Source organism: Tenacibaculum sp. IMCC1, assembly GCF_054906355.1.
In genome coordinates this window covers 2,387,915-2,402,467 of sequence record NZ_CM142818.1, presented here as the reverse complement: position 1 = coordinate 2,402,467, position 14,553 = coordinate 2,387,915, and the positions used below count along the sequence as shown (strand labels likewise).

Sequence of the window (14,553 nt, the reverse complement as noted above, 5' to 3'; positions counted from 1 at the left end):
TAGCTTTTGTAATAAATAAAAAAAGACCTGCAAAATGCAGGTCTTTTTTATTATGACACTTTTTGATATCGAAAACTTTTTGTTCTTTCTTCAAAACTAGTTTGTTCTATTGGTAGAACAGCATTTTCAAACAACTCTAATAAATCTTCTGAGTGTTTTGCTGTTGATAATTTTATCAAATCAAAATACACAAAAGAGCTCCAAAGTATTGCTTTCAATTCTGTCTTATCTTCATTCCACATGCGTATTTCAACTAACAAATTTCTTTCTCCATAATGAATTAACTGAGAATCTATCGTTACTGTTTCCATTAAGGTTGCTGGTTTTAAATAAGCTATTTGATGTGAACCTACCACCCAGCTCTTTCCTCGCTCTTTTCCGTGTTGGTAGATATCCAAATTATAATTAGCTATTAATTGATCTTCTCTAGCATTGATAAGATAATTGAAATAGGATGCATTATTTAAATGATTAAAAGGGTCACAATCTTGAAATCTGATTTTTGTTTTACTTTCTAAAATTTTTGGTATTTCCATGGTATTAAGTTTAAAATATACCAAACGGTATATTTTTGATTAAAAAAATAGTTATTTCTGTAATTCTTGTTTTATAATTTGTTGTAATACTGTAGATACATCCTTTAAGTAACTGTCATCTTTCATAATATGTGTCATATACACCGCTCCTTCAATCATGTAAAAAAAGCGTTTAGCGTACAACATACTATCTACTGATTTTTTAATTTCATTAGCTTCTTTTGCTTTTTCAATGAGTAGAGAAAATTTCTCTAAAATTCTGTAATTATACGATTGAACCAGTTGAGCAATTACCTTATTTTGATTGTTAGCATCTACACCGATGTTTAAAATAGGGCAACCGCCAAATTGCTTATTGTATTCATAATAACCTTCATAAAAAAGTGCCACATTAAGTAACATTTCTATAGGTTTCTCACCTTTATTAACAGTTTCATTAAGATCTTTTAGTACTTTTCTTATTGAAAACTTAAACGATTCTATGGCTAACTCTTCTTTATTTTCAAAATGCCCATAAATGGCTCCTTTAGTCAAACCTGTAGCCTCAGTAATTTTAGATAAACTCATGGCTGCATAACCATTCTTATTAAAAATAGGAGCTACTGTTTCTATTATAAAAGCCTTTGTTCTTTCTGATTTAGACATTTTTCAAAAAAGTTTGAGATACAAATATATATAAAATATACTGAACGGTATATTTTATCCTTGAAAGGATAAAAAAACCGAAGCATCAAAGCTTCGGTTTTTTTCATTTTTATTCTTGGTTGTCTTTTTTATTTAGAAAGTGCTTGCTCTAAATCAGCTAGTAAATCATCGATATCTTCTACTCCAACACTCAAACGAATTAAAGAGTCGGTAATTCCTATTTTCAAACGTTCTTCTTCAGGAATGGATGCGTGTGTCATGGTTACTGGGTGACTTACCAAGCTTTCTACACCACCTAACGATTCAGCCAAGGTGAAAATTTTAGTATTTTCTAAAAAAGTTAAAGCTGCTTGTTTACTTTCATCTTTTAAACGGAAAGAAACCATGCCTCCAAAATCATCCATTTGTTTTTTGGCGATTTCGTGATTTGGATGTTTTTCTAATCCTGGATAAAAGACTTCACTTACTTTTGGATGTGCTGATAAATATTGTGCCACTGCTTTTCCATTTTCACAGTGACGCTGCATACGTAAATGCAAGGTTTTTACTCCACGCAGTGCTAAAAACGAATCCATAGGTCCTGCAATAGCTCCTGCTGCAAACTGAATAAAATGTAATTGTTCTGCAAGTTTAGCATCCTTTACCATTAAAGCTCCCATCACCAAATCAGAATGTCCTCCTAAATATTTTGTTGCCGAATGCATCACTATATCAACTCCCAAATCTAGCGGACGCTGTAAATAAGAGGTTGCAAACGTGTTATCAACAGCTACTAGAATATCTTTATTCTTTGCTTTTACTACTTTTGAGACTTCCTCAATATCCGCAATTTTCATTAGCGGATTGGTCGGTGTTTCTATCCAAATGAGTTTTGTTTTTTCAGAAATAGCATTGGTTACATTCGTAACCTCATTCATATCCACATACCGAAATTGCAATCCGTATTTTTCAAACATGTTGGTAAACATTCGATACGTTCCTCCGTAAATATCATCTCCTGCAATGACCTCATCACCTGGATTCAACGTTCTCAATACACAATCTATCGCCGATAAACCAGAAGAAAAAGCAAATCCGTGTGTTCCGTTTTCAAGAGCAGCAAGCGCATTCTCTAAAGCAGTACGTGTGGGATTCGCTGAACGTGAGTACGCATACCCTTTGTTCACACCCGGACTCGACTGTGCATAAGTGGATGTTTGAAAGATAGGAGGCATTACTGCACCTGTAGCTTCTTCAGGTTTTTGACCTCCATGTATGGTTTTCGTATTGAATTTCATCTGTTAACATTTATAGTTGCCTTACTTTAAATCAACATTATATTATTAGAGAACTAAACTAACTTACTCAAGTTCATGATAATTCCTAGGTGCATACCTTCGTGTAAATTATTAAAAGCTACAGCACTTTCAAAAGAATCTATCACAAAACCTGTGCTTGTTTCGTATTCTTCATACGTTTTAAAAATTCCTGCTTCAAAATCTTCTTCTAAAGTATCTGGTAATCCAATTAACAGTTCTTTTACTTCTTCAAATTCTTCTTCAGTAAAATCTTTGGTAGGAAATGTTCCTTTTCTGTATCCTTCAATTAACTCATCAGGTGCTAAGCAATCCAATCCAGACATTTTATAATGCAATAGTTGCTGTGTAACCACTAAGTGTGCTACATTCCAAGCAATATTGTTATTAAATCCTTCTGGAATTATATGTAATTGTTCATGCGATAAACCTTCTATTCTTTTTAAAACTAACGCTCTCGATTTTTTTAAAACTTCAAATTGTTTGTTCATTTTTCTAGTTATTTTAGCTATTTCAAAGATACCTATTTAGCCATGAAAACCTACAATGAGTGTTTGTTATTTAATGGTTAAAACTAAACTATAGCCAATACAATAAAAAACGTAAACAGATGAAAAAAGTTTATTTTTTACAAACTTGTGATACTTGTCGAAGAATTTTAAAAGAAGTAAATATTGACGGATTTGAAAAGCAAGAAATAAAAACCAACCCAATTACAGTTGCTCAGCTGGAATCAATGCGCGAGTTAACAGACAGCTACGAAAGTTTATTTAATAAACGTGCTAAACTGTATCGAGAAATGGATTTAAAGAATCAAAATTTAACGGAAGCTGATTACAAACAGTATATTTTAGATGAATATACATTTTTAAAACGCCCAGTTTTTATTGTTGACAACCAAATTTTTATTGGAAACAGTAAAAAGTGGTGGAAAGTTTGAAAGAACTTGTGGGGTAAAAAACAAGAAAACTCCGACATTTTACAGTCGGAGTTTCTTATAAGTTATATACTTCCCTTCGACTACGCATAGGGAACATAGAAGTCTTTTTAATTTGAAGCTATGCTTTTATTTTTTGTAGAAGCCTCAACCATAGCGGATAACTCATCCATGGTAAGATTGGTTTTAATTCCTAACAACACCATTTCGTCACTTTTATCATGAACGTTTACAATAATTTCTTTAATACGGTCTTTTGTTTCTCTAAAATACACTGTAACTCTTTCGTTGCCATCCTTAACTCTTACTAAAGTTTTCAATTTATTTCTTCGTGCAAATTTTTTAAAATCTTTTTGTACTGAAGCCATGTTGTTATTGAACACCATGATTTTATAATTTTTAGATTTCTTTAAGAAGACCCCAAACTCATCAGTATCTTCATCAGAGATGAACATATTGGCAAAAAAACTAGGAATATTTAAAGATACCTCGGCTCTATCTTTATTAGATTGGTAAAATGTTTTAAAGTTTTCTTTTTGTGCAAAAGAACTTAACACAAAAAAGCAGAAAAAGATGGTTGCTATTCGTTTCATAATAATAGTGTTTTAATTGAAGACGACTACTGCATGAATTTGTTACAAACAAAAAAGCCTTAACTTATTCAGTTAAGACTTTTTAGTTGGCCCACAAGGACTCGAACCTTGAATATCGGTACCAAAAACCGGTGTGTTACCATTACACCATGGGCCAATGTTTACAGTGCAAATATAAAAACAAAGTTTTATATTTAGAAATCATTAAACACTTTTTATAAAAAAAATCCTCACGAAGTTCGTAAGGATTTTGTTGGCCTACAAGGACTCGAACCTTGAATATCGGTACCAAAAACCGGTGTGTTACCATTACACCATAGGCCAATTGCTTATTGCGGGTGCAAATATAAGACAAAATTATATTTTAGCAAATTTTTTACACTTTTTTTCGTTCACTTCTTTTTTAACCTCTAAAATTTCATTTAACAGAACTTTATATGAGTCGCTATTTTAGAGAAACTGTTAAAATTATATTTTTGTTTTCAACGAAAAAATCATTAGTAATTAATACATTCGTACTTTATATCTAGATAAAAAACTATGACTGAGTTTAACTATAAAAAGTGGAACATCATTTTAGGATGGGTTTCGTTTGCAGTAGCGTTAATCACTTATACCTTAACTCTTGAACCCACAGTGAGTTCATGGGATTGTGGAGAATACATCGCAACTGCTGTAAATTTAGAAGTTGGACACCCTCCTGGGGCTCCTTTATTTCAAATGTTGGGTGCTTTTTTCGCTATGTTTACTAGTGATCCTAGTCAGTTGGCAAAAATGGTCAACTTCATGTCTGGATTGGCAAGTACTTTTACTATCCTTTTCATGTTTTGGACAATTACCAATTTAGCTAGAAGAATGGCTATAAAAAATGGAAAGTTAGGTTATAATGAAGCTATTGCTGTATTAGGAAGCGGATTAGTAGGTGCTTTAGCATATACTTTTTCAGATAGTTTTTGGTTTAGTGCTGTTGAAGGGGAAGTGTATGCTATGTCTTCTTTCTTAATGGCGCTACTATTTTGGTTAGGGTTACGATGGGAAAGTGAATTAAATACTCCTAGGGGAAATAAATGGTTGGTATTAATTAGCTTTGTAGTTGGACTATCTTTTGGAGTTCATATACTTTCTTTATTAGTAATTCCATCAATCGTTTTGGTATATTTCTTCAAAACATATAAAGACATCAACATAAAAACAACGGCAATTGCTACGCTAGTTGCAATACTAGTTTTAGCGTTTGTGTTTAAGTTTTTATTCCCTTTCACTTTAAAATTCTTTAGTGTTGCTGAGTTATTCTTTATCAACCAAGTAGGACTACCTTATAATTCAGGAACTATTATAGCTGGAATTGTTTTAATAGCTTTATTCTTTTACGGATTAAAATATACACGTAAAAAGAACTTAGTTACTGCAAACACTTTAGTACTTTCAGTATTATTCATAATGATTGGTTTCTCGTCTTGGTTAATGTTACCAATACGTGCGAATGCTGATACCATTATTAACGAGAACAACCCATCAAGTGCGCGTGAACTACTAGCATACTACAATCGTGAACAATATGGTGATGCAAATGTTTTTTATGATAATTACTATTCTGTAGCTTATGATAGAGAACAAGATGCCGACAATCCTTATAAAGACGATAAACCTAAGTACGAAAAAATAGATGGCAAGTATGTTATTGTAAACAGGTACAAAAATGTACTTCCTAATTACTCAAGCAAACACAAAGGGTTTATTCCTCGTATGGTAAATCCTGCTTCTGAACAACAATACAAAAGTATTGCTGGAATTCCTGCTCGAAGTAAAAGACGTCCAACGTTTTTAGAAAACATAAAATTCATGGTCGATTTTCAATTTGGATATATGTACGGGCGTTATTTTATGTGGAATTTTGTAGGTCGCCAAAACGATATTCAAGGACATTTAGACATTGAAAATGGAAACTGGTTAAGCGGTATTAATTTTATTGATGAAGCTCGCTTAGGCTCTCAACAAAATTTACCAGATGATGTTAAAAACAACAAGGGACGTAACACCTACTTCTTTTTGCCTTTTATTTTAGGGCTTATTGGTTTGTTATATCAACTCAATAGAGATAAGAAGAATTTTTATGTGCTAACACTGTTCTTTTTATTCACAGGATTAGCTATTATATTTTACACCAACCCTAAACCTTTTGAACCTCGTGAACGTGATTATGCGGTAGTTGGTTCCTTTTATGTCTTTGCTATTTGGGTTGGTTTTGGAGTACTTGCCCTTTATGATTACTTTAAAAAGTATGCTCCTAAAAAGGTAATTGCTATTGCTGTTTCAGTAGTATCATTACTAGCTGTTCCTACGTTAATGGGCTTCCAAAATTGGGATGATCACGATAGAGCTGACCGTTATTTAGCACAGCTAAATGCACAAACCTATCTAGAAAGTTGTGACCCGAATGCGATTATCTTTACTATTGGAGACAACGATACGTTTCCTCTTTGGTATATGCAGCAAGTAGAAGGTGTACGTAGAGATATTAAAATAGTAAATACAAGTCTTTTTCAAACAGATTGGTACATCGATCAAATGAAAAAGAAAACCTACGATGCTGAGCCTATTCCATCACAGTTAACACACGATCAGTACAAGTATGGAACCTTGGATATGGCATACTACTACCCACTTCCACAGTTAAAAGATTCTTTACTTAATATAAAAGATTTTATGCGTTGGATAGCTAGTGATAATGATGCTACTTATTTAGACGCAGGAGATGGCGCTAAGGAAAAATTTTATCCAACCAACAGAATTCGTATTCCTGTTAACAAAGAAAATGCTTTAAAAACTGGATTAGTAGCACAAAAAGATGCTGATAAAATGGTAGATTATATTGACATTACTGTTGATGATAGAGGTTTATCAAAAGCAAGACTTTTAATGCTAGATATTTTAAATAATTTCGACTGGAAGCGACCTATTTACTTTACTGGTGGTGCAAATGCTGATGAAGAATACATTTGGCTAAAAGACTACTTACAATTAGATGGAATGGCGTACAAATTAGTACCTATAAAAACATCTAATAAAGGGCGAACAATTTTTGACATGGGACGCATAGATCCTGAAAAAATGTATAACAATGTTAAAAAATGGGATTGGAAAACAATCAATAACGGAGAAATTTACCTAGATGAGCAAAGTAAGCGTAACGCAATTTCATTACGTAATAACTTAATTCGTTTATCTGAAGAATTCTTACAAAAAGGAGATTCTGTAAATGCAAAAGACGTGTTAGATTTATCGTTACACAAAATGCCTATTAAAGATTTTGATCACTACAATTTCTCTTTAGGCTATCCAGAATTGTATTATCGTATTGGTGATATTAATAAAGCTAGAGAAACTGCCGAAACCTTAGCTGATATTTTCCAACAGAAGTTAAAGTATTATAGCACATTTAATACTCAGGACATTGATTTAATCATCGATAATTTAGAAACAACTCTGTACATGTATCAAAACTTAGTTCAGCAAATTACTCGATATGACAAAGATGAAGATTATGGTAAAAAGTTTTTTGAAGATTATATAACACATGCTCGTCTATTTAGTCATTTAATGCCTGAAGAAGAGCCTGAGCTTCCACAAGAACTCGATACTATTAAGCCTTAATTTAATGAGGTTATATTTTATAAAGACACCACGTATACTTAAACGTTTATTCGCTAAATATACGTGGTCTTTTTTTTCTACTCAAAAAGAAATATTTCTAACCTTTGATGATGGACCTATTCCAAAAGTAACAGAATTTGTACTTGACCAACTTCACCTATTCAATGCAAAAGCTACTTTTTTTTGTATTGGTGATAATATTCGAAAATACCCCGCTGTTTTTTCAAGAATTGTTAATGAAGGACATTCGGTAGGAAACCACACTTTTAATCATTTAAACGGCTGGAAAAACAGCAATACAACTTATATTAACAACATAAACAAATGCGAAAACTTATTATCGCATCAAAAAACAAAACTATTTCGCCCTCCTTACGGAAAAATAAAAAGAAAACAAGCCAAACAACTTCTTGCTAATGGTTATAAAATTATTATGTGGGATGTATTGTCAGCAGATTTTGACCCGACTATTACTAAAGAAAAATGTTTACAAAATGTACTCAGAAATGTAGAAAATGGGAGTATTATCGTTTTTCACGATAGTATAAAGGCTAGCGACAAGTTATATTATGTGCTTCCAAAAGTTCTAGAAGAATTTTCGTTACAAGGTTATAAGTTTAAGGCAATTTCTTAAACAAACTGCTGAACTAAGCCTATTAACGTATTAGCGTCTTGCTCTCCAGTTTGGCGCCATTTCATCTCTCCATTTTTATAAATCATAAAAGTTGGATTTCCTTTAACACGTAAGGCATCTGCAAGAATTTCATTCTTGTTAATATCTATTTTAATCACCTTGGCTTTGTCTCCTAATGCAGCAGCTACATCACGAAGTGTATCTAAACTAGGTTCTAGTTCACTCCAATCTGCATAAAAATCGATTAACACAGGTTTGTTAATGCTTATAATTTCACCAAACTTTGTCATCTTTTGCATAAGTTTTATCAGTAAAGTGCCTAAAATTACTAATTTTTTGTTAGGTAGTTATTATGATAATCTTAAAAATACTGAAAAATCAAGCTTTTTTTAGCTCAATTACGGTAATTTCAGGCCAAATCCCTACTCTACCAGGAAAGGCATGGTAACCAAACCCTCTATTCACATTGATGTACCTATTAAACTCTTTATATAACCCTGCCCATTGTTTATAAACATATTTTGATGGGCTCCATTTTATCCAACCAGGAATTTCAATCCCAAATTGTAAACCATGCGTATGTCCGCTTAAAGTTAAATGATAATTAAAATCGTCTTGTTTTATTTTATATTCCCAATGACTTGGGTCGTGGGACAGTAAAATTTTAAAATCATCTTTACTTACCCCTTCTGATGCTTTTTTAAGATCTCCTGCTTTATTAAAGCCCTTTCCCCAGTTCTCTACTCCAATCAATGCTATTTTTTGTCCGTCTTTTTCAATGTATTTATGCTCATTTAATAATAATTCAAATCCTATTTTTGGATGAATATCTTTTACTGCTTTGAAATTTGCTTTTTTATCTTCTGGAGTTTTCCAATCAGAATAATCTCCATAATCATGATTACCTAATACTGAGTATTTTCCAACAGGTGCCTCTAACTTTGAAAAAACAGAAATCCAATCATCCATTTCGTGTGCAAAATTATTTACAATATCTCCCGTAAATAAAATCATGTCAGATTTTTGCTCGTTAATTAAATCTACTCCATATTTAATTTTTTCTTTATTATCAAAACTTCCTGAGTGAATATCAGTAATGTGAGATATAGTAAAACCATCAAAAGCTTCTGGTAAATCTTTAAAACTTAACTGGTATTTAAGCACTTTGTAATTGTATTTTCCTTTAAAAATACCATACAACATACTTGCAAACGGTAGTGCTGCCAGTCCTAAAGCTAGTTTTGATATGAAAGCTCTTCTACCAACCAAGTCTTTGGTTTCTTCTTTAAACAAAAATGAGATTCCTTTTTGAGACCATCTAACCACATCTTCTCCAAACATTAATAAAAAAATCACCACCTTAGGAACTAAAACAAGTAAAAGCATTCCCATTGCCCATTGAAACTCTCTTGTTTGCCCAGAACTTCTATCGTAACCAAAAATTACATAAAAAAAGTGTATGTAAGCTAATACCCCAATTAACAACCATCCATAACGAATAATTTTACTTCTTGTAAGCGTTTTTATTGCTTGAAAAGCATATGCTTCAAATACAATAATTATTGCGGATATTATAATAACTGTTACTAACCAACGAGACATCTATTTCATTTTTAAGGAGAAACAAAGATACTGCGATTCTTAAAATTGATTTTTAACATCTTGTTAAAGTTTTGTAGCTTTACCTCCAAAGTTCATAGAAACGATAGTTTTTCTACTTTTTCTGTAAACAAATCGATATCAACATTTTATTTCAATAGGCTTAAGACTTAACATGGCAAATCAAAAACGACTTTTTTTACTCGACGCGTATGCTTTAATTTTTAGAGGATATTATGCCTTTATTAAAAACCCACGTATCAACTCTAAAGGGTTAGACACCTCAGCTATTATGGGGTTTACCAACTCTTTACTAGATGTAATAAAGCGTGAAAAGCCAGATTATTTAGCCGTTTGTTTCGACAAAGGAGGAAGTACTGACCGCGTTGAAGCTTTTGAAGATTATAAAGCAAACCGACAAGAAACACCTGAAGCCATTCGTTTAGCCGTTCCTTACATTGAAAAAATATTAGGAGCCATGAACATACCTGCCATTGTAAAAGAAGGATACGAAGCCGATGATATTATTGGTACGCTGGCTAAAAAAGCTGAGAAAGAAGGGCTACACACCTACATGGTAACGCCTGATAAAGATTTTGCTCAACTGGTTTCTGATAATATTTTTATGTACCGCCCACCTCGTATGGGAAATGGATATGAAAAATGGGGTGTTGAAGAAGTGAAAACTAAGTTTGGTGTGGAAAACCCGTTACAAGTAATTGACTTTTTAGGAATGATGGGTGATTCTGTTGATAATATCCCTGGATTACCTGGTGTTGGTGAAAAAACAGCCAAGAAATTTCTTGCTGCTTATGGTAGTATGGAAGGTTTGTTTGAAAACACCCATGATTTAAAAGGAAAAATGAGAGAAAAGGTAGAAGCTAATCAAGAATTAGGCTTGCTTTCTAAAAAACTAGCAACCATTATGCTAGATGTTCCTGTTGAGTTAGAATTGGATAAATTGGTTTTTGAGCAACCCAATATTGAAGCTACTAAAGAAATTTTTACTGAATTAGAATTTCGTCGTTTAACGGAAAACTTCTTAAAAACATTTGCTCCTTCTGAAGAAACTACTGCTGCAGTAGAAATACCTAAAACAACAAAGACTAGTGCTGCAGGTCAATTTGATTTATTTGCAACTCCTGGTAGTGGAAGCGCTACTAAAGACACAAATATTAACGGTTTTAAAACCATTGAAAATACGAATCATTTCTATCAATTAATAGAAACACCTCTTTCAAGAAAATTATTGTTAGAGAAATTAATGCAACAAAATTCTGTGTGTTTTGATACTGAAACAACTGGATTAAAAGCCTTAGAAGTTGAGCTAATTGGAATTGCTTTTTCATGGGAAGCTGGTAAAGGCTATTATGTTTCATTTCCAGAAGATCAAGAACAAACAAAAGTTATCTTAGAAGAATTTCGTCCATTTTTTGAAGCTGAAATCATTGAGAAAATTGGTCATAATTTAAAATACGATATCAAAGTATTGTCAAATTACAACATGCCTGTAAAAGGGAAGTTGTTTGATACCATGATTGCGCATTACCTTATCAATCCTGATATGCGTCATAATATGGATGTACTTGCTGAAACCTACTTAAATTACCAACCTGTTTCTATTACAGAATTGATTGGTAAGAAAGGTAAAAATCAACTTTCAATGCGACAAGTTGAGTTACCAAAACAAACCGAATATGCAGTTGAAGATGCAGACATCACCTATCAATTAAAAGAGCACTTTTCTAAAGAGTTGGAAAGTGGTAATGTTACCAAGTTATTCAACGAAGTAGAAACACCATTAGTTTCTGTACTAACAGCTATGGAAATTGAAGGTATTAATTTAGATACTGACTTCTTAAAAACACTTTCGAAAGCCTTATCTAAAGACATCTCACAACTTGAGCAAAACATATACGAACAAGCCGGTGAAGAATTTAACATTGCATCTCCAAAGCAATTAGGACCTATTCTATTTGACAAGTTAAAACTGGTTGACAAACCTAAAAAGACTAAAACAGGGCAGTATTCTACAGCAGAAGATGTGCTTTCTTATTTAGCGAAAGATCATCAAATAGTTGCTGATATTTTAGAATATCGTCAGTATAAAAAACTACAAAGCACTTATGTTGATGCACTTCCTAATGAAATTAACCCTAAAACTGGGAGAGTACACACTGTATACGCTCAGGCTGTAGCAGCTACAGGACGCTTAAGTTCTAACAATCCAAACTTACAGAACATTCCTATCCGTACAAAACGTGGACAAGAAGTACGTAAAGCTTTTATTCCGAGAAATGAAGACTATGTATTGCTAGCGGCTGATTACAGTCAAATTGAATTACGAATTATCGCTGCTTTAAGTGAGGAAGAAACCATGATTAAAGCCTTTCAACATGGTGAAGACATTCACGCTTCTACTGCTGCAAAAGTATTTAATGTTCCTATTGAGGAAGTAACCCGCGAGCAACGTAGCAATGCTAAAACTGTAAACTTCGGAATTATTTATGGAGTTTCTGCTTTCGGATTGAGTAATCAAACCGATTTGTCTCGTAAAGAAGCAAAAGAGTTGATTGACACCTATTATGCAACCTATCCGAAACTACGAAATTATATTTCTAAGCAGGTAGATTTTGCTCGTGAACACGGATATGTGGAAACTGTTTTACATCGTCGCCGTTATTTAAAAGACATCAATTCTCGTAATGCTATTGTTCGTGGTGCTGCAGAAAGGAATGCGGTAAACGCTCCTATTCAGGGTTCTGCTGCCGACATCATTAAACTTGCCATGATTAATATTTACAAGCGATTTGAGCAAGAAAACTTCAAGTCGAAAATGTTACTACAAGTACACGATGAATTGGTATTTGATGCACATAAAGATGAATTAGATATTATTAAACCGATTATTAAACAGGAAATGGAAAACGCCTTTAAAATGAGCGTTCCGTTAGATGTTGAAATAGATACAGGAGCTAATTGGTTAGAGGCGCATTAAAGTTTAGTAATTGCCTTTGCTAAAATCTCTTTTACCTGAAGTTTTAAACTTTCAGGTTCAATGATTTTAGCATAATCTGAAAACACAATATACCATCTTGAAAAACTGTGTTCAACATAAGATGTCATGAATGTCATTTCCACTTGGTTTCCTTTTACTTTTTCAGAGACAAAACCGTGTTGCATTTTACTATTGTTAATATATCGCACCACGCTTTTATCAACAGAAATAACAACTTTTGTTTTTGGTGTGTTTTCATACTGGCTTCGGTATTCATCTAACGTAATATGTTCTCTAGTAAAATTATGTTGAGTTGATTTTATCGCTAGCATTCTATCGGTTCTAAACTGCCTGTAGTCGCTTCTTAAATGGCAAAAAGCCAATACATACCAAAACCCTGATTCGTGATAAATCCCCACAGGTTCCACAAAACGCTCAGAAGGTGTTTCTCTATTTACCGCCTGATATTTTAAAAACACCTGTCTTTTTTCTGCAATACTTTCAAATAATGTTTCAAGTGCATTTGGTAAACTATCGTTGAATAATTTATTTGTAGGATCCACCAATATTTGTGATTCTAAGGCAGAAATCCAATCTTTTTCACGACCACGCAACACTGATTTTAATTTCATCATGGCAGATTCGTAGTAATTCCCTAGTGATTTATCTACAAACTTCTGCATTAGTTTTTCGGCAGCCACAAAACTTCCTACTTCTTCTCTAGTAAACATAACAGGAGGCAAACGGTACCCTTCCATTATTGAATAACCAACACCAGCCTCACTTATTATAGGCACACCTGATGCTTCAAGCGTTCGTATATCACGATAAATGGTACGTAAGCTTACCTCAAATCTATCAGCCAATTCTTGTGCTTTTACTATACGTTTAGATTGTAACTGAATAAGTATTGCCACAATTCTATCAAAACGTTTTACCGTGTCTAAACTCATAATGCTAACATATTTCCCAAAGATAGGATTTCAGGCTGAAGTATTTTTTAAATTTTAGCTTCAACATAATAACTATACTTTATACAAAGTAACATACAGTAAGTGACAACCGCTTGTCAATAGACATTTTTAAAATTTATTTTTTCCTACTGACATAAAGCTGTCACCACCCCATATTAATTTTGATTTCAAATAATAAAAATTACAATTATGGAATCAACAACAAGCACATTATTAGAACAAGTAATTACACCTTCTGAGTTATTAGCACATTGGCAAGGACATCGAGGTTTAACCCGAAGAACTATTGAAGCTTTTCCTGAGGAAGCCTTTTTTAATTACTCTATAGGAGGTATGCGTACTTTTGCTGATATGGTTATGGAACTTTTAGGTATAGCTGGTCCAGGTATTAAAGAAATTGCTACTGGAGAAATTCAAGAATTAATTGAAGAGGTTGACCACGGCAACAAAAAAGAAAAAATTCTTGAACTCTGGGACAAGACTACTGACGAAATAAACACTTATTGGACTAAGATAAAACCAGAGCAGTTTCAACAAAACATTAAAATCTTTGGTCAATATGAAGGTACGGTTTGGTCATCAATATTCTATTTTATTGACAATGAAATCCATCATCGCGGACAAGCCTATGTGTATTTGCGCGCTTTAGATATTGAACCTCCATATTTTTATGAACGTTAATCTAACT

General features: G+C 32.9%; 13 protein-coding genes and 2 tRNA genes. 5 read left to right on the top strand and 10 right to left on the bottom strand.

The window, feature by feature from the left end; all coding sequences use genetic code 11:
- Window positions 1-50 precede the first annotated feature (50 nt).
- The 4 genes from ACXIHB_RS11265 to ACXIHB_RS11250 form a co-directional block, all read right to left on the bottom strand.
- Window positions 51-536, bottom strand: a complete 486-nt coding sequence (locus ACXIHB_RS11265; RefSeq protein WP_125066472.1) for an acyl-CoA thioesterase — start codon at window positions 534-536, stop codon at window positions 51-53.
- Window positions 537-587: 51 nt separating this feature from the next.
- Window positions 588-1,181 carry a TetR/AcrR family transcriptional regulator gene (locus ACXIHB_RS11260; protein ID WP_159610751.1) on the bottom strand — a complete coding sequence of 198 codons (594 nt, stop codon included), beginning with the start codon at window positions 1,179-1,181 and terminating at the stop codon, window positions 588-590.
- 128 nt (window positions 1,182-1,309) lie between these two features.
- Window positions 1,310-2,458, bottom strand: coding sequence for a cystathionine gamma-synthase (locus ACXIHB_RS11255; RefSeq protein ID WP_437823598.1), 1,149 nt, complete (start codon window positions 2,456-2,458; stop codon window positions 1,310-1,312).
- 53 nt (window positions 2,459-2,511) lie between these two features.
- The gene (locus tag ACXIHB_RS11250; RefSeq protein ID WP_349265793.1) at window positions 2,512-2,967 is read right to left on the bottom strand and encodes a DinB family protein; all 456 of its coding nucleotides are present in this window, start codon (window positions 2,965-2,967) and stop codon (window positions 2,512-2,514) included.
- A gap of 119 nt (window positions 2,968-3,086) precedes the next feature.
- Here ACXIHB_RS11250 and ACXIHB_RS11245 point away from each other — a divergent pair, with 119 nt between their 5' ends.
- A complete protein-coding gene (locus ACXIHB_RS11245; protein WP_462098269.1) occupies window positions 3,087-3,416 on the top strand; it encodes an arsenate reductase family protein in 330 nt (109 codons plus the stop codon).
- 107 nt (window positions 3,417-3,523) lie between these two features.
- On the opposite strand, the gene ACXIHB_RS11240 is transcribed toward ACXIHB_RS11245, so the two are convergent.
- From ACXIHB_RS11240 to ACXIHB_RS11230, 3 genes are all read right to left on the bottom strand, one after another.
- Entirely contained in the window at window positions 3,524-4,006 is a 483-nt protein-coding gene (locus ACXIHB_RS11240; protein WP_125344031.1) for a DUF4252 domain-containing protein, read from the bottom strand.
- A gap of 86 nt (window positions 4,007-4,092) precedes the next feature.
- Window positions 4,093-4,163, bottom strand: a tRNA-Gln gene (locus ACXIHB_RS11235).
- Between the two features lie 96 nt (window positions 4,164-4,259).
- Window positions 4,260-4,330: transfer RNA gene (locus tag ACXIHB_RS11230), tRNA-Gln, on the bottom strand.
- A gap of 216 nt (window positions 4,331-4,546) precedes the next feature.
- Between ACXIHB_RS11230 and ACXIHB_RS11225 the strand changes: the two genes are divergently transcribed.
- On the top strand, window positions 4,547-7,660 hold the full coding sequence (locus tag ACXIHB_RS11225) for a glycosyltransferase family 117 protein (protein ID WP_462098268.1): 3,114 nt from the start codon (window positions 4,547-4,549) through the stop codon (window positions 7,658-7,660).
- Window positions 7,661-7,664: 4 nt separating this feature from the next.
- Window positions 7,665-8,294, top strand: coding sequence for a polysaccharide deacetylase family protein (locus ACXIHB_RS11220; protein WP_239178388.1), 630 nt, complete (start codon window positions 7,665-7,667; stop codon window positions 8,292-8,294).
- Here the strand turns inward: ACXIHB_RS11220 and ACXIHB_RS11215 are convergent.
- Window positions 8,291-8,584: a thioredoxin family protein gene (locus ACXIHB_RS11215; protein WP_047788184.1), complete on the bottom strand. Its 294-nt coding sequence runs from the start codon at window positions 8,582-8,584 to the stop codon at window positions 8,291-8,293. The genes ACXIHB_RS11220 and ACXIHB_RS11215 overlap by 4 nt on opposite strands.
- A gap of 88 nt (window positions 8,585-8,672) precedes the next feature.
- The gene (locus tag ACXIHB_RS11210; RefSeq protein WP_073182443.1) at window positions 8,673-9,896 is read right to left on the bottom strand and encodes a metallophosphoesterase; all 1,224 of its coding nucleotides are present in this window, start codon (window positions 9,894-9,896) and stop codon (window positions 8,673-8,675) included.
- Between the two features lie 172 nt (window positions 9,897-10,068).
- Between ACXIHB_RS11210 and polA the strand changes: the two genes are divergently transcribed.
- Window positions 10,069-12,891, top strand: coding sequence for a DNA polymerase I (polA, locus tag ACXIHB_RS11205; RefSeq protein WP_462098267.1), 2,823 nt, complete (start codon window positions 10,069-10,071; stop codon window positions 12,889-12,891).
- On the opposite strand, the gene ACXIHB_RS11200 is transcribed toward polA, so the two are convergent.
- A complete protein-coding gene (locus tag ACXIHB_RS11200) occupies window positions 12,888-13,844 on the bottom strand; it encodes a helix-turn-helix transcriptional regulator (RefSeq protein WP_349265586.1) in 957 nt (318 codons plus the stop codon). The two genes, polA and ACXIHB_RS11200, sit on opposite strands and share 4 nt — an antisense overlap.
- 210 nt (window positions 13,845-14,054) lie before the next feature.
- Between ACXIHB_RS11200 and ACXIHB_RS11195 the strand changes: the two genes are divergently transcribed.
- On the top strand, window positions 14,055-14,546 hold the full coding sequence (locus tag ACXIHB_RS11195) for a DinB family protein (protein ID WP_462098266.1): 492 nt from the start codon (window positions 14,055-14,057) through the stop codon (window positions 14,544-14,546).
- Window positions 14,547-14,553 lie beyond the last annotated feature (7 nt).

Bases quoted from the DNA above. Each gene is read 5' to 3' on its own strand.
- ACXIHB_RS11265 (WP_125066472.1), bottom strand. From the start codon at position 536: ATGGAAATACCAAAAATTTTAGAAAGTAAAACAAAAATCAGATTTCAA.
- ACXIHB_RS11260 (WP_159610751.1), bottom strand. From the start codon at position 1,181: ATGTCTAAATCAGAAAGAACAAAGGCTTTTATAATAGAAACAGTAGCT.
- ACXIHB_RS11255 (WP_437823598.1), bottom strand. From the start codon at position 2,458: ATGAAATTCAATACGAAAACCATACATGGAGGTCAAAAACCTGAAGAA.
- ACXIHB_RS11250 (WP_349265793.1), bottom strand. From the start codon at position 2,967: ATGAACAAACAATTTGAAGTTTTAAAAAAATCGAGAGCGTTAGTTTTA.
- ACXIHB_RS11245 (WP_462098269.1), top strand. From the start codon at position 3,087: ATGAAAAAAGTTTATTTTTTACAAACTTGTGATACTTGTCGAAGAATT.
- ACXIHB_RS11240 (WP_125344031.1), bottom strand. From the start codon at position 4,006: ATGAAACGAATAGCAACCATCTTTTTCTGCTTTTTTGTGTTAAGTTCT.
- ACXIHB_RS11225 (WP_462098268.1), top strand. From the start codon at position 4,547: ATGACTGAGTTTAACTATAAAAAGTGGAACATCATTTTAGGATGGGTT.
- ACXIHB_RS11220 (WP_239178388.1), top strand. From the start codon at position 7,665: ATGAGGTTATATTTTATAAAGACACCACGTATACTTAAACGTTTATTC.
- ACXIHB_RS11215 (WP_047788184.1), bottom strand. From the start codon at position 8,584: ATGACAAAGTTTGGTGAAATTATAAGCATTAACAAACCTGTGTTAATC.
- ACXIHB_RS11210 (WP_073182443.1), bottom strand. From the start codon at position 9,896: ATGTCTCGTTGGTTAGTAACAGTTATTATAATATCCGCAATAATTATT.
- polA (WP_462098267.1), top strand. From the start codon at position 10,069: ATGGCAAATCAAAAACGACTTTTTTTACTCGACGCGTATGCTTTAATT.
- ACXIHB_RS11200 (WP_349265586.1), bottom strand. From the start codon at position 13,844: ATGAGTTTAGACACGGTAAAACGTTTTGATAGAATTGTGGCAATACTT.
- ACXIHB_RS11195 (WP_462098266.1), top strand. From the start codon at position 14,055: ATGGAATCAACAACAAGCACATTATTAGAACAAGTAATTACACCTTCT.